Annotated in this window: 13 protein-coding genes; 8 read left to right on the top strand and 5 right to left on the bottom strand. The window is 64.3% G+C overall.

Going from position 1 to position 19,063, the window contains the following annotated elements:
• Positions 1 to 87: 87 nt before the first annotated feature.
• The 4 genes from OW493_RS05090 to OW493_RS05075 form a co-directional block, all read right to left on the bottom strand.
• Entirely contained in the window at positions 88 to 1,614 is a 1,527-nt protein-coding gene (locus OW493_RS05090; protein ID WP_084209298.1) for a catalase, read from the bottom strand.
• 450 nt (positions 1,615 to 2,064) lie between these two features.
• A complete protein-coding gene (gene katE / locus OW493_RS05085; RefSeq protein WP_084209299.1) occupies positions 2,065 to 4,308 on the bottom strand; it encodes a catalase HPII in 2,244 nt (747 codons plus the stop codon).
• Positions 4,309 to 4,568: 260 nt separating this feature from the next.
• On the bottom strand, positions 4,569 to 4,814 hold the full coding sequence (locus OW493_RS05080) for a GlsB/YeaQ/YmgE family stress response membrane protein (protein WP_084209300.1): 246 nt from the start codon (positions 4,812 to 4,814) through the stop codon (positions 4,569 to 4,571).
• Between the two features lie 99 nt (positions 4,815 to 4,913).
• Positions 4,914 to 5,540, bottom strand: a complete 627-nt coding sequence (locus OW493_RS05075) for a DUF924 family protein (protein WP_289863425.1) — start codon at positions 5,538 to 5,540, stop codon at positions 4,914 to 4,916.
• 315 nt (positions 5,541 to 5,855) lie between these two features.
• Between OW493_RS05075 and OW493_RS05070 the strand changes: the two genes are divergently transcribed.
• The 7 genes from OW493_RS05070 (at position 5,856) to OW493_RS05040 (ending at position 16,752) form a co-directional block, all read left to right on the top strand.
• Positions 5,856 to 7,565: an alkaline phosphatase D family protein gene (locus tag OW493_RS05070; RefSeq protein ID WP_289863424.1), complete on the top strand. Its 1,710-nt coding sequence runs from the start codon at positions 5,856 to 5,858 to the stop codon at positions 7,563 to 7,565.
• A 393-nt stretch (positions 7,566 to 7,958) separates the two neighbouring features.
• The gene (locus OW493_RS05065) at positions 7,959 to 9,554 is read left to right on the top strand and encodes a solute:sodium symporter family transporter (protein WP_077379247.1); all 1,596 of its coding nucleotides are present in this window, start codon (positions 7,959 to 7,961) and stop codon (positions 9,552 to 9,554) included.
• Positions 9,555 to 9,978: 424 nt separating this feature from the next.
• Positions 9,979 to 11,571 (top strand): solute:sodium symporter family transporter, encoded by a 1,593-nt coding sequence (locus OW493_RS05060; protein ID WP_136938999.1) that lies wholly within the window; start codon positions 9,979 to 9,981, stop codon positions 11,569 to 11,571.
• Positions 11,572 to 11,729: 158 nt separating this feature from the next.
• Positions 11,730 to 12,566, top strand: a complete 837-nt coding sequence (locus tag OW493_RS05055) for a DUF2927 domain-containing protein (protein WP_289863420.1) — start codon at positions 11,730 to 11,732, stop codon at positions 12,564 to 12,566.
• Between the two features lie 166 nt (positions 12,567 to 12,732).
• Positions 12,733 to 13,938 carry an MFS transporter gene (locus OW493_RS05050; RefSeq protein ID WP_289863468.1) on the top strand — a complete coding sequence of 402 codons (1,206 nt, stop codon included), beginning with the start codon at positions 12,733 to 12,735 and terminating at the stop codon, positions 13,936 to 13,938.
• Positions 13,939 to 14,059: 121 nt separating this feature from the next.
• The gene (locus OW493_RS05045) at positions 14,060 to 15,547 is read left to right on the top strand and encodes a YcjX family protein (RefSeq protein ID WP_289863418.1); all 1,488 of its coding nucleotides are present in this window, start codon (positions 14,060 to 14,062) and stop codon (positions 15,545 to 15,547) included.
• The gene (locus tag OW493_RS05040) at positions 15,544 to 16,752 is read left to right on the top strand and encodes a TIGR01620 family protein (RefSeq protein ID WP_289863416.1); all 1,209 of its coding nucleotides are present in this window, start codon (positions 15,544 to 15,546) and stop codon (positions 16,750 to 16,752) included. The genes OW493_RS05045 and OW493_RS05040 overlap by 4 nt, the downstream gene beginning before the upstream one ends.
• A gap of 100 nt (positions 16,753 to 16,852) precedes the next feature.
• Here the strand turns inward: OW493_RS05040 and OW493_RS05035 are convergent, their stop codons facing one another.
• A complete protein-coding gene (locus OW493_RS05035; RefSeq protein WP_240499595.1) occupies positions 16,853 to 17,974 on the bottom strand; it encodes an oxidoreductase in 1,122 nt (373 codons plus the stop codon).
• Between the two features lie 406 nt (positions 17,975 to 18,380).
• On the opposite strand from OW493_RS05035, the gene OW493_RS05030 reads away from it, so the two are divergent.
• Complete coding sequence (locus tag OW493_RS05030; RefSeq protein WP_289863414.1) at positions 18,381 to 19,046, top strand: NAD(P)H-binding protein; 666 nt, start codon at positions 18,381 to 18,383, stop codon at positions 19,044 to 19,046.
• Positions 19,047 to 19,063 lie beyond the last annotated feature (17 nt).

The following is a 19,063-nucleotide window of genomic DNA, read 5'->3' as shown; positions in this document are numbered from 1 at the left end:
CCCCGCCGGGTAACCGGCGGGGGCCTTGAGGTTTTCGTCAGCTCAAAGGGTCACGACTGACCTGACGAAGGGTGCAACATGACTGACTCAGCGCGGATCGAGTCTGGCCAGCTTGGTCGCGACACGCTCGCCGTAGTCGGCATCCGCCTGGCGGAAGTGCGCGATCATCTTGTCCTGCACGACGTGGCTGACACCCACCATGGTGCCGGCGATGACGTCCGTGATGCGCGACTTCTGACCTTCATCGAACAGGCGGTAGAGATTGCCGGCCTGGCTGTAGTTGTCCTCATCGCTGTTGTCGTGATAGCCCATCCAGGCGTTCTGCTCCAGCGGCATCGGCGGCTCGGCGACAGTGGCGTCCGGCACCGGGGCGCCGTGATCGGCACGCTCGTTGGGGTAGAAGTTGGTGCGCGAGTACTGGCCACCTTCCTTCGTCTCTCCCGGCACGCCCTGGCCGACCTGGCCGCCCAGCGGACCGCCACCGTGACCGGTGACCGGGCACATGCCCGCCATCACGCCATCACGCTGGTAGTGGTTGACCGGGCAGACCGGACGGTTGACCGGCAGCTGCTCGGCGTTGGCACCGACGCGATAGCGGTGTGCATCGGCGTAGGCCCACAGACGTGCCTGCAGCACGCGGTCCGGGGAGGCGCCGATACCCGGCACGAAGTTGGACGGTGAGAAGACGGACTGCTCGACCTCCGCGAAGTAGTTCTCCGGGTTGCGATTGAGTTCCATCTTGCCGACTTCCATCAGCGGGAAGTCACCGTGCGGCCACACCTTGGTCAGATCGAAGGGGTTGATGTGGTAGTCGCGCGCCTGCTGCTCAGTCATCACCTGCAGGTTGACGGTCCAGCTCGGACGCTCGCCACGCTCGAGGCGGGTGAACATGTCGTGCTGGTGGAAGTCCGGTGCGACCTGTGCCGCTTCGTCATCGGTCAGTGTCTCGTGGCCCTGGTCGGTCTTGAAGTGCCACTTGACCCAGACACGCTCGCCCTTGTCGTTCCACAGGCTCAGCGTATGCGAGCTGTAGCCGTTCATGGTGGTCAACGACTTCGGGATACCGCGGTCGGACATCAGGATGGTGACCTGATGCAGCGCCTGCGGATGGTTGGCCCAGAACTCCCAGCGGTTCTGCCAGTCGACCATGTTGGTGCGCGGGTCTTTCTTCTGGGTGTGGATGAAGTCAGGGAACTTGGATGGCTCGCGGATGAAGAACACCGGCGTGTTGTTGCCGACCATGTCCCAGTTGCCTTCCTCGGTGTAGAACTTCAGGGAGAAGCCGCGCACGTCACGAGTGTTGTCGCCGCTGTCCTGACCACCGGCCACGGTGGAGAAACGTGCCAGCATCGGGGTCTGCTTGCCGACGCCCTGCAGGAAGCGGGCAATGGTCAGGTCAGACAGGTCACGGGTCAGGGTGAAGGTGCCGTAGGCGGCAACGCCGCGGGCGTGGACGACACGCTCCGGAATGCGCTCACGGTTGAAGTGCGCCAGCTTCTCGAAAAGACGCCAGTTGTCGAAGGTCAGTGAGCCATTCGGACCCGCTGTCTGGCTGATGTCATCGTGAGGCACCGGGGCGCCGTTACCAGTGGTATAGCGTGGAGTCTGGGACATGTTGACGTTCTCCTGTCAGGTAGAAAAAAGCGCTATCAAACTCGACTGGCAAGGCCAGATGCTGCTGATGTCACATTTTCATGCGCTGCTTGATGTGAAAGCCTGCAGCCCATTGTCGAATCGGGTCGGGGCCGATGCCTGCCCGGCATGTGCTGGCTTGTGGCCCCTTGATGCCTGCTTACCTTACGCACCTGGTGCTTCTAGCGATAATCAATTACCAGCATGCCTTCGATAATCAGCCCCTATCACCGAGCCTATCAGCCACTCTCAGCGGCGTGAACCGCAGGACGGCACTCAACCTGGCGGCATCACCAACCTTGTTTACACCTTTCACCGCTACCCCATCTTCACGCCCACAAATGACCGCATCATGACCATGAAAAAGCCCCCTGACCTTCAAAGGTCAGGGGGCTTGGTGGCTCACATCATGCCTTTTGGGGCGTCAGCGCCTCATGCTGGCATCTGATTGGCACGCGCATCACGCGACCACACACGGTGAGCCAACAGGGCATCACGCAGTGGCAGGCTGGCGGCGAGCACATCATCCACCAGGATGACGCCCTCCTCGACCGGCACGCGCGCGGCGGCCAGCAATTCCTTGCCTTCACTGATCGCCACGATGGGCTTGAGGTGCTTGTAAGCCTCCTGCACGTAGTAGAGGCCGAGCCCTGATGCGGCCAGCGCCTTGACGCTGCCCTCGCCACCGGCCACGACCACGCCATCCACCGCCACGGACGGCAGACCATTGAGCATCGCGTCCGGCGCCAGCATGCTGCCATCGCTGGCCTTGATCGGTGCCATGCTCGGCGCGATCAGCAGCCCTTCGGCGCCTTCATCGCTGAGCTGCTTCTGGATGGAGCGCACATCTTCCATAGTCACGCCATCGGCCGCCAGAATCGCCACCTTGCGGGTCGCGATGCTGTCGGGCATGCGCGCCATCAGGCTCAGCGCCGGGTCGCTCTCGACCTGACTGGTGCCCAGCTCCCCTTTCGGCGCCGGCTGGGTGGTGGGCGCCTCGATACCGTGGTTCTCACCGACACGACGCGCCAGCTCCAGATCGATGTTGGGCAGGATCTCGGTGATCACCCGCTCACGGATCCACGGGCGTTCGACCTTGGAGAGCTCGAAGGTGTAGGCCGCGATGATGTGCTCCTTCTCCACCTCGGTCTGGCTGTTCCAGAACAGGGTGGCCTGGGAGTAGTGATCCCCGAAGGAGGCACTGCGCGCACGCACCTTGTGCGCCTCGATGCGCTCATGATGTGGCTCGTAGCCGCCATGTTCATCCGCAGGCGGCGTCTCGGAGGGCCAGCCACCATCGATGGAGTTCGGCTCGTAGGACGCCTGCCCGGTGTTGATGGTCTGACGATGCTGGGCATCGCGCTGGTTGTTGTGGAACGGACACACCGGCTGATTGATGGGGATCTCGTGGAAGTTCGGCCCACCAAGACGCAGCATCTGGGTATCCAGATAGGAGAACAGACGCCCCTGCAGCAGCGGGTCATTGGAGAAGTCGATACCCGGCACGATGTTGGCCGGATTGAAGGCCACCTGCTCGGTCTCGGCGAAGTAGTTGTCCGGATTGCGATCCAGCACCATCTTGCCGATCGGCACCACCGGCACCAGCGATTCGGGGATCAGCTTGGTCGGGTCGAGGATGTCGAAATCGAAGCTGTGTTCATCCTTCTCTTCCACCACCTGGATGCCCAGTTCCCACTCCAGCGGCGCACCGTTCTTGATGTCATCCCACATCATGCGGCGATTGAAGTCCGGGTCACGTCCCCACAGCTTCTGGGCTTCATCCCAGATCAGCGAGCAGGTACCCGCCACCGGCTTCCAGTGGAACTTGACGAAGCGCGACACGCCTTCACGGTCGATCAGACGGAAGGTATGCACGCCGAAGCCTTCCATGTTGCGGTAATGGCGCGGGAAGGCACGATCCGACATGGTCCACAACACGGTGTGGGTGGTTTCCGGCATCAGCGACACGAAATCCCAGAAGGTGTCGTGGGCCGACTGCCCCTGGGGAATCTCGTTGTGCGGCTCCGGTTTCACCGCGTGCACGAAGTCCGGAAACTTCATGGCATCCTGGATGAAGAACACCGGGATGTCGTTGCCGACCAGATCCCAGTTGCCTTCATCGGTATAGAACTTGGTCGCGAAGCCGCGCACGTCACGGACGGTGTCATTGGAGCCGCGCGAGCCCTGTACGGTGGAAAAACGCACGAACACCGGTGTCTTCTTGGACGGATCACGGAACACGCCGGCCTTGGAGTACCTGGCGGCATTGTCGTACGCCTGAAAATACCCGTGCGCGGCTGCGCCACGCGCGTGGACGATACGCTCCGGAATACGCTCGTTGTCGAAGTGGTTCATCTTCTCGCGGAAGATGAAATCTTCCATCAGGGTCGGACCGCGTTCCCCCGCCTTCAGCGAGTTGTGGTTGTCCGCGATGCGCAATCCCTGATTGGTACGCAGGTCATGCCCCTCGGCATCCGCGCGATAGGTCTCCAGCGCCTCGTCCTTGGCCTTGCCATCCCCGGCATTGGGTTGGGTGTCATGTGGCCCGTTGCGATTGGGATGGGTATAGGGATTCTCCGCGTCTGCCGAGCGGTTCTGGCCCTCGTGGTACGGGCACTTGGCGCTGTCGGCATTTGACTGGGGGGAGGATGCTGAATCGTGCTCATTGCTCGCCATGCTCAAACGCTCCTGTTTTCGCTAGATCTGCAACGCGCCATCCGGGATGGCGTCGAAGTTGATTCGGCCTTGCGATGTCCTGTCAGGCTGCCTTGTCACGGTCACGAGGACCGTCTGGCTGTCAGGGGGCAACCGATGACAGGCGACTTCCATGCGGCGGATGTCTCGAATGAATCCCTTAGGACACCCACGTGGGACTTGATGCACCTGCGACCTGAACTGCTGTGGAACGCCTGACGATGTTCGCCGGCGCCGCGTCGTCAGGCCTTGGACTTGACCTTCGAGACGATCCACAGCAATACCACCGCCCCCACGATCGAGACGACCAGCGAGCCGATGATGCCGGTGGAGGCCAGCCCCAGCAGCTTGAAGATGACGCTGCCCAGCAGGCCACCGACCACACCGACGACGATGTTGCCGAGAATGCCGAAGCTGCCGCCACGCATGATGTTGCCTGCGATCCAGCCAGCCAGACCACCGATGATCAATCCAAGAATGATACCCATCTGCTGTCTCCTTTCTTGCGGATGAAGTGGCGCTGTGCGCCCGATGAACATGTCTTGGAGACGATCTCGCGAAATTAAAAGGGTCAGATTTCCCGATTGTCAGAACGAGGAGCCGGGCTGGCGAAGAAATGCCTCCTCCTGTGGCGTGGAAACACGGCCGAGAATCGCGTTGCGGTGCGGGTAACGGCCGAATCTACGCACGATGTCCGCATGCCGTCGCTCGAAGCGCAGCGTGTCCTCGAGCCCTGGGCGTGCAAACAGTGCTTCAGCGTGTTCATGGACACGCAACGACTCGCTGTGCATCCACGGCATGATGACGAAGGGTTGCCAGGCCAGCGGGAGGCGTTCGAGATCCCCCAGCGCCACGGCCTGCTGGGAGAGCGCGAGTGCCAGGCTGTCGCCACTGAAGGCACGCGGGGTATCGCGATGGATGTTGCGCGCGAACTGGTCCAGCACCAGGATTTCCGCCAGCCGACCACCGGGAGTGGTGCGCCACTCCCACAGTTCACAGACCAGTGCCTGCTCGAGCAGCTGCGCGAATCGTTCGCGCAGCTGAGCATCGAGGGCCTCGCTCTTGCGAAACCAGTCCTTGGGCGTCAGTCGAGTGAACCAATGCTCGAGCACCGGCCGTGCCTGGGGATGGCTATCCGCGATCAGCCTGTCGGCATCCGATGGCGCGGGGGTGGACGATGGAGGTGTCGGGTTCGAGGGGCGTGAGGGACTCATGAAAGGTGTCCTGATCCGGGAGTGGCAAGAAGTGACAGCAAGTCGCAAAGGGAAGAGGTAAACAGAGAAAGCGAGCGAGAAAGAGAGAGAGCGGCCACAAGGCAAAGAGAATCCGCAACACAGCAACACCGCAAGGAGGCTCTGACGGCCGGACGTCGCGCTGCCGGTTCACGGGACTGCATGGCGATCATGGTTCTGACACCTGATCGTCATCTTGAGCATGGAAAGTAGCCTCTCCCGTGAGCCCTGTCAGCCACCGCGGCACCTTTGCCGCCGCTGCCATCCTGATGCCAGACCGTAACAAGGAAGCCCTTCATGTCCCGCCGTCTGTCTGATCTGCTACCTTCCCGCTCCTCGCGCACGACACCTGCCTCGCCCACCTCGCAGGACGACGCGAACGCGAGCCCCGGTGACTCGCATGCCGCACGCGCCGGCGCACCTTCGCGAATGGACCGCCGACGCCTGCTGAGCCGTGGCCTTCAGGGTGCCGGCGTGGGCCTGCTGGCAAGCTCAGGCCTGCTGGGCGCCCCGGCCATCGTGATGGCCGAGGGCCGTCGTCCACGCCTGCCGTCAGGGGTGATGAGCGGCGACGTGACCGCCAGCCGCGCCATGCTGTGGAGTCAGACCGACAAGCCGGCCCGCATGCTGATCGAACTGGCCGACAACATCGAGATGCGTGGCGCCTTCCAGATGCGCGGCCCCGTGGCCTTGCCGGCCGACGGCCTGACCAGCAAGCTGGATCTGACCCGCATCAACACCCGCGCCAACGCCAGCGGCGAAGTCTTCTACCGGGTACGCTATGCGGCACTGGATGACCACCGCGCCATTAGTGAAGCGACCACCGGGCGTCTGGTATTGCCGCCCGGCGTTCAGACACCGCGCGCGCTGCGCTTCGTGTGGTCCGGTGACACCGTCGGCCAGGGCTGGGGGATCAACCCGGATTTCGGTGGCCTGCGCCTCTACGAGACGATGCGTCAGGTCAAGCCGGACTTCTTCCTGCATTCCGGCGACACCATCTACGCCGATGGCCCGCTCGAGGAGAGCGTCACTCAGCACGACGGCAGCCTGTGGCGCAACATCGTCACACCGGCCAAGTCCAAGGTCGCCGAGACCCTGGACGAGTATCGTGGTCAGTACGCCTACAACCTGATGGATGAGAACCTGCGTCGCTTCAATGCCGAGGTACCGATGTTCGCCCAGTGGGATGACCACGAGACCACCAACAACTGGTATCCGGGCGAGATTCTCGAGGACGATCGCTACACCGAGAAGAATCTCGAAGTGCTGTCCGCCAATGCGCGTCGTGCCTTCCTCGAGAACATGCCGCTGCGGACCGGCCCAGCCGCGCCGGAACGCATCCACCGCAACTTCAGCTTCGGCCCGGGGCTCGAGATGTTCATGCTCGACATGCGCAGCTTCCGCGGCCCCAATTCCGCCAATCGCCAGTCCGGGCGTGGCCCCGAGACCGACTTCCTGGGGCGCGATCAGCTGGCATGGCTCAAGCAGTCGCTCAAGGCCAGCACCGCCACCTGGAAGATCATCGCCTCCGACATGCCCATCGGCCTGCTGGTGCGTGACGGCGACAATTTCGAGAACGGTGCCAATGGCGATGGTGAGGCGCTGGGACGCGAACAGGAAGTCGCGGAGCTGCTGAAGTTCGTGCGCGATCACGACATCCAGAACCTGGTGTGGCTGACGGCGGATGTCCATTACACCGCCGCGCACCACTACTCGCCCGAGCGCGCCGTCTTCAAGGAGTTCACGCCGTTCTGGGAATTCGTCAGCGGGCCGATCCATGCCGGCACCTACGGCCCTGGCGAGCTGGACAATACCTTCGGGCCAAGACTGGAATTCGTGAAGGCACCGCCGGAAGGCCGTGCCAACATGTCGCCCAGCGAAGGGTTCCAGTTCTTCGGTCAGGTGGATCTCGATCCCGAAAGCGAAGCACTGACCGTCACGCTCAAGGATATCCACGGCGCCTCGCTCTATCAGAAGGTGCTGACGCCTGAGTCGCGAATGGGCTGATCTTGCCGCGACACACGCGGTTCACGCCCTACCCCGAATGCCCCGTGCACGACAGGATCCCGAGGGCGGATTCTCGAGTGCACGGGGCATTCGCCTGTCTGGGCCGCCTGTCGGGTGCCGCCTTCCCCAGAGCCACTCGAGAAGATCGCTGCGCCGGAAGAGGACATCCGGTCACGCTGCTATGTCTGCACGCTTCAGACAATTGGGGAAAAATGTCAGACAAATTGTCAATGGAGAGGTGAGCGCATTTCTCTGACACTGATCGGCACGCTGGTTGTCGATCACTGACCGCCTGCCTCGAGGTACCGCGCGCCAACGGTGAGGCAGGCCAATCGGGTGATGGCAACTGAGCAGGCAGGCCTCCGAGCCCTGTTGTTCAACAAGGATAACGCCATGAATGCCCTCACCCTGAGCTCCTTCGTGTTCTTCACGGGGCTGGTCGCCGTGATCACCTGGTGGCTGACCCGTCGTGACGACCATCGCCATTCCACCGGCTACTTTCTTGCCGGCCGCAGTCTGACCTTCCCGATCATCGCAGGCTCCCTGCTGATGACCAATCTCTCCACCGAGCAGATGGTGGGCCTGAACGGGGCCGCCTTCACCGATGGCCTCTCCGTGATGGCCTGGGAGGTGGTGGCCGTGGTCTCGCTGGTCGCGATGGCCATGTTCTTTCTGCCACGCTTCCTCAAGAGCGGTATCACTACCCTGCCGGAGCTGCTGGCACTGCGTTTCGATCGCACCACCCAGCTGCTGGCCAACCTGATCTTCATGCTGGCCTACGCCATCATCCTGCTGCCCAGCATCCTCTATTCCGGCGCCCTCGGCCTGATGGGCGTGCTGGATTTGCATGCCCTGACCGGCATCGATTCCCAGATGGTGCTCTTGACCGGCACCGTGATCGCCGTCGGCATCGCAGGGGCCATCTATGCCCTCTTCGGCGGTCTGCGCTCCATCGCCATCTCCGACACCCTGAACGGTATCGGGCTGCTGATCGGCGGCATGATCATCGTCTACTACGGGCTGGATCGGATCAGTGATGGCAACGGCATTCTCGCCGGGTGGGAGACACTCAAGGAGACCCACCCGGAGAAGCTCAATTCGCTGGGCGGTGATGACCAGTCGGTGCCGGTCTCGACCCTGTTCACCGGGGTGCTGCTGCTCAACATGTTCTACTGGTGTACCAACCAGCAGATCATCCAGCGTACCTTCGCCGCCAAGACATTGGCCGAGGGCCAGAAGGGGGTGCTGCTGACCGGCGCGCTCAAGCTGCTGGGCCCGCTGTATCTGGTGCTGCCGGGCATCATCGCCTTCCAGCTCTACGCCGGTGATGGCATCAAGGCCGACGCCGCCTATGGCCGGCTGGTCTTCGATGTGCTGCCCGCGCCGCTGACCGGCTTCTTCGCCGCGGCGATGGTCGGCGCGATCCTGTCGTCCTTCAACTCGGCGCTCAACTCCACCGCTACCCTGTTCAGTCTCGATGTCTACAAGGCGCGCCTCAAGCCGGATGCCAGCGATGAAGAGGTGGTCAAGGCGTCCAAATGGGCGGGCTGGATCATGGCGGCCGCCGCGATGACCATCGCGCCGCTGCTGGCGACCCAGGAAAGCCTGTTCGTCTATATCCAGAAGGTGAACTCCATCTACTACATCCCGCTGCTGGCGGTGATCGTGGTCGGACTTCTCTCCAGGCGCGTGCCGGCCATCGCCGCCAATCTGGCGCTGGTGCTGGGCTGTGCGGTCATCGGCCTGTTCTACTTCGTGCCGGTGCTTTCCGAGCTGGTCGACAAGGTGCACAACTTCCACTTCATCGCCATCGTGCTGGTGCTGTTGATCGCCCTGATGCTGGTGATCGGCAAGCTGGCACCGCGTGCCGAACCCTGGATCCAGCAGGATGTCGGTGCCATCGACATGACGCCCTGGGCTGGCACGCGCATCGCCAGCATCATTCTTCTCATACTGGTGATGATCATCTATCTGGCCTTCGCCGGCTGAGCACTGCATGACCTGACGGTGTCCCCCTGGCCGCCTGCGCCCCGTTCTCCTCGCCGAGACGGGGCGCTTTCGTTGCGCGGCGCGGCGGGTCTCGCGTCACGGGTCTTACAAGGCGGGTCTTACAAGGCGGTCTTACAAGGCGGGCCTGACACACGTTTCCTCTGCCCGCCATCACGCCGACAGGGGCGAGCCAAGCCCCGAAACCAACGTATGTTCTACAAATGGCGGATAGCAGGAACTCGGGAGATACCTACACTGTCGCCAGACTTGCCGCGAATGTTACCGGTGAGTCTCGTCACGGACGATGACACAGCTCGCTGTGTGCATTGCATCGATACTGCTGGACTGATCGCCGAATCGCCGCGCGGACCGAGTGCCCGTGAGCCAGACGTCGCGCCAGCCAGCATCAAGGAACCCTCCTCCCATGCACGCCCTTACCCTTGTTTCTTTCGTGTTCTTTACCGGCCTGGTCGCCGCCTTGACCTGGTGGTGGACACATCGCGATGACACCTCGCATTCCACCGGCTATTTCCTCGCCGGACGCAGTCTGACCTTCCCGCTGATCGCGGGCTCGCTGCTGATGACCAACCTGTCCACCGAACAGATGGTCGGTCTGAATGGCGCCGCCTTCACCGATGGTCTGTCGGTGATGGCCTGGGAGGTCATGGCGGTGCTGGCGATGGTGGTGATGGCGCTGTTCTTCCTGCCACGCTTCCTCAAGAGTGGCATCACCACCCTGCCCGAGCTGCTGGCCTTGCGCTATGGCCGCAGTACCGAGCTGATCACCAACCTCATCTTCCTGTTCGCCTACGCGGTGATCCTGCTGCCGATCATCCTCTACTCCGGTGCCATCGGCCTGCAGGGCATGCTGGATCTGCCCTCGCTGACCGGCATCAGCTCACCCAATGCACTGCTGTGGATGACCATCTGGGTGGTCGGCATCATCGGCGCCATCTATGCGCTGTTCGGTGGCATGCGCTCCATCGCCATCTCCGACACCCTGAACGGCGTGGGACTGTTGATCGGCGGCATGCTGATCGTCTGGTTCGGTCTCGATGCCGTGAGCGACGGCCAGGGCGTGATGGCTGGTTGGGACACGCTGACCGCCGCCAATCCCGAGAAATTCAATTCCATGGGCAGTGAAGACCAGTCGGTGCCCTTCTCGACCCTGTTCACCGGCGTGATGATCATCAACTTCTTCTACTGGTGTACCAATCAGCAGATCATCCAGCGCACCTTCGCCGCCAAGACCCTCGCCGAGGGCCAGAAAGGCGTGCTGCTGACCGGCGCGCTCAAGCTGCTGGGCCCGCTGTATCTGGTGATTCCCGGCATCATCGCCTATCACCTCTACGCCTCTTCCGGCGTCAAGGCCGACAGCGCCTACGGCCAGCTGGTGTTCGACGTGCTGCCCGCACCGCTGACCGGCTTCTTCGCCGCCGCGATGGTCGGGGCGATCCTGTCATCCTTCAACTCGGCGCTGAACGCCACCACCACGCTGTTTTCCACCGGCATCTACAAGGCGCACCTGCGCCGTGATGCCAGCGACGAGGAAGTGGTCAAGGTCTCCAAGGGCTTCGGCTGGGTGCTGGCGATCGCTTCCATGACCCTCGCGCCGCTGCTGGCCGGTCAGGAAAGCCTGTTCGGTTACCTGCAGAAGATGAATGCCATCTACTTCATCCCGATCTTCGCCGTGGTGCTGATGGGCCTGCTGACGCGTCGCGTGCCGACCATCGCCGCCAACCTGGCGCTGTTGATCGGCTGCAGCGTGATCGGCGTGGTCTACTTCGTGCCGGCCTTCTCCGGTGTGCTGGACGTGATCCACGAGTTCCACTTCGTCGGCCTGGTGTTCGTGCTGCTGATCGCGATGATGCTGATCATCGGCAAGCTGGCACCGCGTGACGAGCCGTGGATCCAGCAGGATGTCGGCGCCATCGACATGACCCCTTGGAAAGGTGCCAAGGTCTGTGCGCTGCTGCTGGTCGTGCTGGTGATCGCCATCTATCTGGCCTTCATCTGACCCGCGCCGTTTGCTGACTCACCCCTGCGAGCAGCACATCCGCCATGACACGAATGCCCCGCCCTGTCTCCCCGGACAGCCGGGGCATTCGTGCATTTGTGCATTTGCTGCACCGCTTTCAGGCATGCTGGACGAGTCGCTCATCACCGAGGTCTCCCATGTCCCGCTGTCGCCTGCGTAGCCGTCGTCCGCGCCTCAAGGTGCTGTCACTGTCGATCTCCCTGCTCGCCTCACTGATGTCGGTGCCGGTCAGCCAGGCCGCCGAGCGCTGGCAGCGCGCCGATGTGCTGACGGACAGCTTCGTGGACGTGGCGCTCAAGCGTGAATATCAGCCCGGCAGCAGCGCCTCGCTCACCCGCTGGCAGGTGCCGATCACGGTCTGGCTCGATTCGCAGCTGGGTGACTCACATCTGCAGCGACATATGAGCGAGGTCCAGTTTCGTCATCTCTCCGCCATCACCGGCCAGCCGCTGAGTTTCGTGTCCTCCGCCAGAGAGGCCAACCTGCGCATCGCCTTCATCACCCGGGACCACATGACTCGCGAGGCCGCCGCCTACGTCGGCAAGCAGCAGGCCAGCACACCGGGCATGCGCAAGGCACTGCGGGAAGGCGTGTGCCTGACACTGTTCAAGACCGGGTCCAATCAGGCCATCGCCAGTGGGCTGATCCTGATTCCGGTCGACTACGCCCGCCAGAAGGGACGTCTGGTGGATTGCATCATCGAGGAAACCGCCCAGCTGATGGGATTGCCCAATGATTCGGACGCGGTGTTTCCCTCCATCTTCAGCGACGTCACGGTGGATCATTGGCTGAGCCCGCTGGATTACGTGCTGCTCAAGATGCTCTATGCCCCGGAACTTTCCCCCGGCATGTCAGCCGAGGAGGTCCGCGCCGCGCTGCCTGCGGTCATACAGCGACTTGCCGAGCAGGGCGAGCTGTCACACGCTGTCCGTCGGGTGCGCAAGGGTAGCCTGCGGGAATGGGCGGGAGAGTAGGCATGCAAGTCATCACGCGCCCCGCCCCGGACTCCTCGACGCCTGACGGAGAATTGGAACGCCTGAGCGGAGCACAGGCATAATCAGGACAGGCGCATCAGGCGCCGCAATCCGTCGGAGCTGCGTCATCATGTCATCCTCATCCTCCACTGCCGGTCGGGCCCGCCTGCCGCTGGCCGTCACGCTGTTGTCGCTGTGCCAGGCCTTGCTGGTCAGCGGCAACATCCTGTTGATCGCGGTCTCGCCGCTGATCGGTGCCCAGCTTGCCTCGAGCAGCTGGTCGACCGCGCCGGTCGCGACCCAATGGCTGGGCCTGATGTGCGCCACCATCCCTGCCTCGCTGATCACCGCACGCCTCGGACGACGCCGCGGCTTCGTGCTCGGCAATCTGTGCGGGCTGGCAGGCGCGGGGCTGGCCGTGCTGGCGCTGCACCTGCAGCATTTCGGGCTGTTCCTGTTCTCCACCTGGCTGGTGGGCATCGGGATCGGCTTCGGCCAGCTGTATCGCTTCGCCGCCATGGAAGCCGCGCCCCCGGAGCAGCGGGAGCGCGCCATCGGGCTGGTGATGGGTGGCGGCGTGCTGGCAGCCTTCTTCGGCCCCTGGCTTGCCCGCACCAGTCATGCACTGGCCGACACGCCCTTCCTGGGCAGCTTTCTCGGGCTGGGGGCGCTGTATCTGGTGGCGTTGCTGCTGTTGGCCTTCATTCGGCTGCCCAGCGAAGGCAGCGCCCAGTCGGACGGCGATGACCAACCCGAACCCGCGCGCCCGTTGGGCGTGATCCTGCGCCAACCGACCTTCCTGCTGGCCGTGCTCAGCGCGATGGTCGGCTATGGGGTGATGAACCTGGCGATGACGGCCACGCCACTGGCCATGGCCCATGCCGGACACGGCTTCGATCACGTCGCCACCACCATCCAATGGCACGTGGTGGCGATGTTCCTGCCCTCCTTCTTCACCGGACGCCTGACCGCACGTTTCGGCACCGGCACCATGATCATCACCGGCTGCGCCTTCCTGCTGGCGAGCCTTGGCACCGCGCAGCTGCTGGCCGCCGGCTATCTGACCGGTACCCAGGGCTTCTTCCTCGGCCTCATCCTGCTCGGCATCGGCTGGAACTTCACCTTCCTGCCCGCCACCACGCTGCTGACCCGCTGCCATCGCCCCAACGAGAAGGCCCGCACCCAGGCCGCCAACGAGTTCCTCGTCTTCACCACAGGCGCGGTGACGGCACTGCTGGCCGGGCCACTGGTCAGCACGCTGGGCTGGGCGTTGCTCAACCTGCTGCTGATCCCCGCCTGCCTGCTGCCCGTGGCACTGCTGGCATGGCGACAGCTTGCCTTGCGTACCGATCGCCCGCAGATACAGCACTGACGGCGAGCATCACGGCGCACGACGTCGGCCATTGGCCATTGCCGGATTCGCGTTCACCATCACCTGCCGATCTGCCGTCACGTCGTGTCGCCGCCTCGCCCCCACCGACAGGGAATGCCTGATGTTCAACACCATGACCCGCAACGCCCGCCAGCTTGCCCGCGAGGTGGGCCGCGAAGCCCATGACCTGCTGGAGCGCGGCCTCGATCGTCAGCTGCGGCTCGCCGTCACCGGTCTGTCCGGTGCCGGCAAGACGGCCTTTCTCGTCTCGCTGATCGAGCAGCTGCGCCACGCAGGACTCGGCGCGCGTCTGGAGCTGTTGCCTGCCGCTCGCGATGGCCGTCTGCTCGGGGCAGAGCGTGTCAGTCAGCCGGATCTTTCCATCCCGCGCTTTCCGCTGGAAGCCGGCTTGCGCTCGCTGTCCGGCCAGCATTCGCCCCATGGCCCCGAATGGCCGACGCCGACCCGCAGCATCAGCGAGCTGCGTCTCAAGATCGGCTTTCGCCCCACCTCACGCGCCGCGCGCATGCTCGACAGCCAGCGCGCCACCCTGACACTGGACCTGATCGACTATCCCGGCGAATGGCTGCTGGACCTGCCGATGCTGGAACAGGACTTCACCGCCTGGAGCAGCGAATGCGAGACGCAGCTGGCCGATGGGCGCGGCGACTGGGCGCATGACTGGATGGGCGCCATCGCGGGCCTGACGCCGGACAGCGAAGTGGATGAAGACCGCCTCGCCGAGATCGCGAGCCTGTATACCGACTATCTGCACGCCGCACGCCGCAAGGGGGGCTTCGTCGACCTGACACCGGGCCGCTTCCTGCTGCCCGGCGAGCTGGATGAAGCGCCGGTGCTGCAGTTCTTCCCGCTGCCGGGGCTTGGCGACTGGACAGCCGACGCCTTGGCCGCCTTGCCGGAAACCAGCCTGTACCGCACCCTGGCGCGGCGCTTCGATCACTATCGCCGCCGTGTGGTACGTCCCTTCTATCACGACCACTTCCGGCGCTTTGACCGCCAGATCGTGCTGATCGACGTGTTGGGCGCGCTGAATGCCGGCCCGGCGCCCTTCCGCGACCTGAGCCGTGCGCTGGACAAGCTGTTCGACAGCTTCGCCTATGGCCGCCGTCATCTGCTGGCGCGCCTGATGGATCGCCGCATCGACCGCCTGGCCATCGCCGCCACCAAGGCCGACCACGTCACGCCGGAGCAGCATGGCGCGATGCGCGACCTGCTCGAACAGCTGCTGGCGGACCCGCTCAAGCGCCTGCGCTATCGCGATGTGCCGCTCAAGGCCTTCACCATCGCCGCCATCCGCGCCAGCGAGGCGCGCGAGGTGGTCGAGAATGGGCAGCGTCATCCGGCGCTGGCGGGACAACTGCTCGCTGAGCACGAGGGAGCGGACGACTCGGACACGCAAGGCGCCGGCCGCGAGTCCGTGCTGCTGTTCCCGGGCGAGGTGCCCTCACGGCTGCCCGACCCGAATTTCTGGGCCGAAAGTCGCTTCGACTTCCCCCACTTCGCGCCGCCGAAGATCGATGGCAATGCGCCACCTCACATTCGCATGGACGCCGTGCTCGACTGGCTGCTGGGAGACCACCTGAAATGACCACCGAATCCCGCCATCCGCGCCCGGGCAAACGCTTCACGAGCCCCGACTCGGCGCAGGCCGATGCAGCCTCGACCACCTATGCCGAGCGCCCCACCGAGAGCGCATCAGAGAGCGCGGCAGAGGCCCTGCGCGGTGCGCGTCACTTCTCGCCGGAGATGGAAAGCCAGCCCCTGGCGGCGGCCGAACCGGAACCCGCCACGCCGGGGCTCGATGCGACGCTGAGCGCCCGGCCACGTCATCGCGGCCTCAAATGGCTGCTGCTAGGCACCCTGACACTCGGGGGTGTCGAGGCCGGCCATGCGCTGTATCAGGCGGCCATGGGCGGTGACCTGATCGCCGGGGCCTGGGGCCTGCTGGGGCTTGGTGCCATCGGGCTCGGCGCCCGCGCGCTGGGCAAGGAGCTCTTCCGACTGCGTCATCTGCGCAAGCACGTCGCGCTGCGTGCCGAGCTGGAAGAACATCAGCAGGATGATTTTGGCCAGGAGCGCTTTGGTCAAGGAGGCTTTGGCCAGAAAAGCTTTGGCCAGCGCGGTGATGCGCCGTCCACGCCTGACGAGGGCTCGAACAAGGCAGGCGGCAAGGCCGACAGCCAGCAGGAAGACCTGCTTGAGCAGCTGCGCCGTCAGATGAAGCTGGGCGAGGATGATGCCGGCGTGCGCGCCTGGCGCGCTGCCTGCGAAGCGCATCACTCCCCGTCGGAGCGCCGCGAGCTGTTCGCCTTCCATGTGCTGGGGCCGCGGGACCGTGAGGCGCGGCGTCTGATCTCGCGCATGAGCGGCGAGACGGCGGTGATGGTGGCGGTCTCGCCATTGACCTGGGTCGACATGAGCCTGGTGGCCTGGCGCGGACTGCGCATGATGGAGCGCCTGTCGCGCCTCTACGGACTGGAGCTGGGCTACGCCAGCCGTCTGCGCCTGTTCAAGGAGGTGCTGGCGTCGATGGCCTTCGCCGGCGCCAGTGAACTGGCCGCCGAGGCCAGCATGGATCTGCTGTCGATGAATCTGGCCGGCCGCCTCTCCACCAAGGCCGGACAGGGGCTGGGCAGTGGCCTGATGAACGCACGCCTGGGCCTGCGTGCCATGCGCCTGCTGCGCCCCATCCCCTTCCATGCCGAGGAGGTACCGCGCATCGGCGAGCTGCGCGCGGAGCTATTCTCGCGCATGCGCAAGGCCGACAAGGGCGAGGACGACGCCAACGCCTGAGCGCATCGCAGGCTGATCCTTGTCACTCTCTTGAAAGCAGAACGCGCGCCCCGAGTCATCGGGGCGCGCGTTTTCGTGAGTCATCTCACCGCCAACAGCCTCAGCCTTCGCTGGCGATCCCCGCTTCCAGCCACTTCATCACGCGCAGCGCCTCGTCGGCGGGCGTCGGGTTGGCACTGCCGGAACGGATGCAGTCGCGCAGCCGCGCATACCAGGCCGGGTAGTCGCCATCGCGGCCCTGGTGGATACCGGCGACCAGAACCTGCTCCCCATCGCCGGCCTCCCTTGCCGTCTCCAGCACCGTGAGCATGCCCGGGCGCGGGTCGCGCCCCCATTGCTGCGCGAGCCGCTCGGCCTCGTCACGGGCCGGGAAGCTGCCGGCCTTGAGACATGCCTCCTGAGGATCGAGACCGAACGTCACGTAACTGCCGCGCGTGCCGTGGACGGCGAAACGTGCCGTCGGTGCGGCCGCCAAGGCACTGGCGTGCAGCTCGACCACCAGCGAGGGATAGATGGCATGTGAGGCATAGCTCAATACGGCATGGAAGAAATCATCGGTGACGGCTCCCTCGCGCTGGGTGCGACGTGTCAGCTGGATACTGGCAGGCTCGCCGAACAGACACAGCGCCTGATCCAGCAGGTGTGGCCCGAGGTCGTACCACAGGCCGCTGCCGGGCAGGGCCTGCTCACGCCAGCGGTCCGGCACGCTGGGGCGGAAGCGGTCGAAATGGGACTCCATGTGGGCGATGCGCCCCAGGGTACCGCCCTCGATCAGCTCGACCAGCGTCAGAAAATCGGCATCGAAGCGACGATTGTGGAACACCGCCAGCACCCGCTCTGCCTGCTCCGCCTCTCGGGCCAGCGCCTCACCCTCGGCCAGCGTGACGGTGAAGGGCTTGTCGACCACCACATGCTTGCCGGCCGCCAGCGCCGCACTCGCCAGGGGGTAGTGGGTCTCGTTGGGCGTGGCGATGATGACGAGATCGATGTCCTGACGCGCCAGCAGTGCCTCGGGAGTGGCTTCCACCTCGAGCTCGGGACGTTCGGCCTTGACCACCTCGGGACGCGAGGTCGAGAGCGCGACCAGCGCCAGGCCTTGCGTCGCCTCGATCAGTGGCGCATGGAAGGTACGTACCGCCATGCCATAACCGATCAGGCCGACGCGAATGGCGTTGCCTTGTGTCTGGGAGGGCGCGGCATCGGAATTCATCGTGGCGCTCATCGGACGTCCTTGTCTTTCATGCTGTCGTGGAGACCGAGAGCCGTGGGCTCTCGGGGGTTGTAGCGCCATCCTAGCAGGCTGCACGTCACGGCATAGCCCCGGCATGCGCCTTTAATACCGCAGTATTTATAAGCTAAGACTCATGTAGGTGTGTCGGCGCTCACGTCAGTCATGCGCGGCTTGCGAGTGCCGGCCTCGCGTGCGTGTGATCGGCTCTGTCCACTCCCCCCATCACATCTCTCATGGCCTTGCCTCCTGTCAGACTCCCGACGGCAGGACCACTTGAAGTTCACTCCGGCCGACCGCAGGAAAGACGGTATCCCGCCGAGTCATCGCTTGAGGATCGCTCTCTCGAGATGATGGCTCGGCCTGCTGCATTCGTTCCCCCGAACAAGGAGTCGCCAACATGCGCAAGACGCTCATCATCGGTGCCAATGGCAAGATCGGTCGTCAACTCTGCGAGAAGGCCCAGGCCGCCGGCGAACCCATCGTCGCCATGATCCGCTCGACGGACCAGCAGAACTGGTTCCATGAACGCGGCATTCCGACCGTCATGGGAGACCTGGAAGGCGAGATGCGCCAAGCATTCTATGGCTGTGACCAGGCAGTGTTCGTCGCGGGGTCCGGCCCGCATACCGGCCCTGACAAGACATTGACCATCGACCTGCACGGTGCCATGCGCACTGCGGAACTGGCCGCGGAATTCGGCCTCTCGCGGGTGATCCAGGTCAGCTCGATCCGCTCCGAGACCCCGCTGGCAGGCCCGGCGGCCATGCGCCCCTACTTCGCGGCCAAGAAGGCGGCGGATCTCTGCCTGGCCGAGAGCGGACTGCGCCACGTCATCGTCAAGCCGGGCCGCCTCACCGAGGAAGCCGGCAACGGCAAGCTGACCCAGGACGCGGAGAAGTCCGACGAGATGCAGGTCTCACGCGCCAACGTGGCGGAATTCCTGCTGGGCGTGATGCAGGCGCGCGAGATCGGAGGTCGCCATCGCAAGGCACCGGTCTTCACGCTGTTCGATGGTGATCAATCGGTCTCCAGCCTGCTGCAGGACGCTGCTGCCACGGTCTGAAGCCGCATCTGGCGCAA

Origin of the sequence: Cobetia sp. 14N.309.X.WAT.E.A4 (genome assembly GCF_030397495.1) — a bacterium.
GTDB classification, from domain to species: Bacteria; Pseudomonadota; Gammaproteobacteria; order Pseudomonadales; family Halomonadaceae; genus Cobetia; species Cobetia marina.
Note: the sequence above shows the minus strand (reverse complement) of the source record. Positions and strands in the feature narration are given on the sequence as shown.

Coding starts and splice junctions, on each gene's coding strand:
- OW493_RS05090 (WP_084209298.1), bottom strand. CDS start 1,614: ATGTCCCAGACTCCACGCTATACCACTGGTAACGGCGCCCCGGTGCCT.
- katE (WP_084209299.1), bottom strand. CDS start 4,308: ATGGCGAGCAATGAGCACGATTCAGCATCCTCCCCCCAGTCAAATGCC.
- OW493_RS05080 (WP_084209300.1), bottom strand. CDS start 4,814: ATGGGTATCATTCTTGGATTGATCATCGGTGGTCTGGCTGGCTGGATC.
- OW493_RS05075 (WP_289863425.1), bottom strand. CDS start 5,540: ATGAGTCCCTCACGCCCCTCGAACCCGACACCTCCATCGTCCACCCCC.
- OW493_RS05070 (WP_289863424.1), top strand. CDS start 5,856: ATGTCCCGCCGTCTGTCTGATCTGCTACCTTCCCGCTCCTCGCGCACG.
- OW493_RS05065 (WP_077379247.1), top strand. CDS start 7,959: ATGAATGCCCTCACCCTGAGCTCCTTCGTGTTCTTCACGGGGCTGGTC.
- OW493_RS05060 (WP_136938999.1), top strand. CDS start 9,979: ATGCACGCCCTTACCCTTGTTTCTTTCGTGTTCTTTACCGGCCTGGTC.
- OW493_RS05055 (WP_289863420.1), top strand. CDS start 11,730: ATGTCCCGCTGTCGCCTGCGTAGCCGTCGTCCGCGCCTCAAGGTGCTG.
- OW493_RS05045 (WP_289863418.1), top strand. CDS start 14,060: ATGTTCAACACCATGACCCGCAACGCCCGCCAGCTTGCCCGCGAGGTG.
- OW493_RS05040 (WP_289863416.1), top strand. CDS start 15,544: ATGACCACCGAATCCCGCCATCCGCGCCCGGGCAAACGCTTCACGAGC.
- OW493_RS05035 (WP_240499595.1), bottom strand. CDS start 17,974: ATGAGCGCCACGATGAATTCCGATGCCGCGCCCTCCCAGACACAAGGC.
- OW493_RS05030 (WP_289863414.1), top strand. CDS start 18,381: ATGCGCAAGACGCTCATCATCGGTGCCAATGGCAAGATCGGTCGTCAA.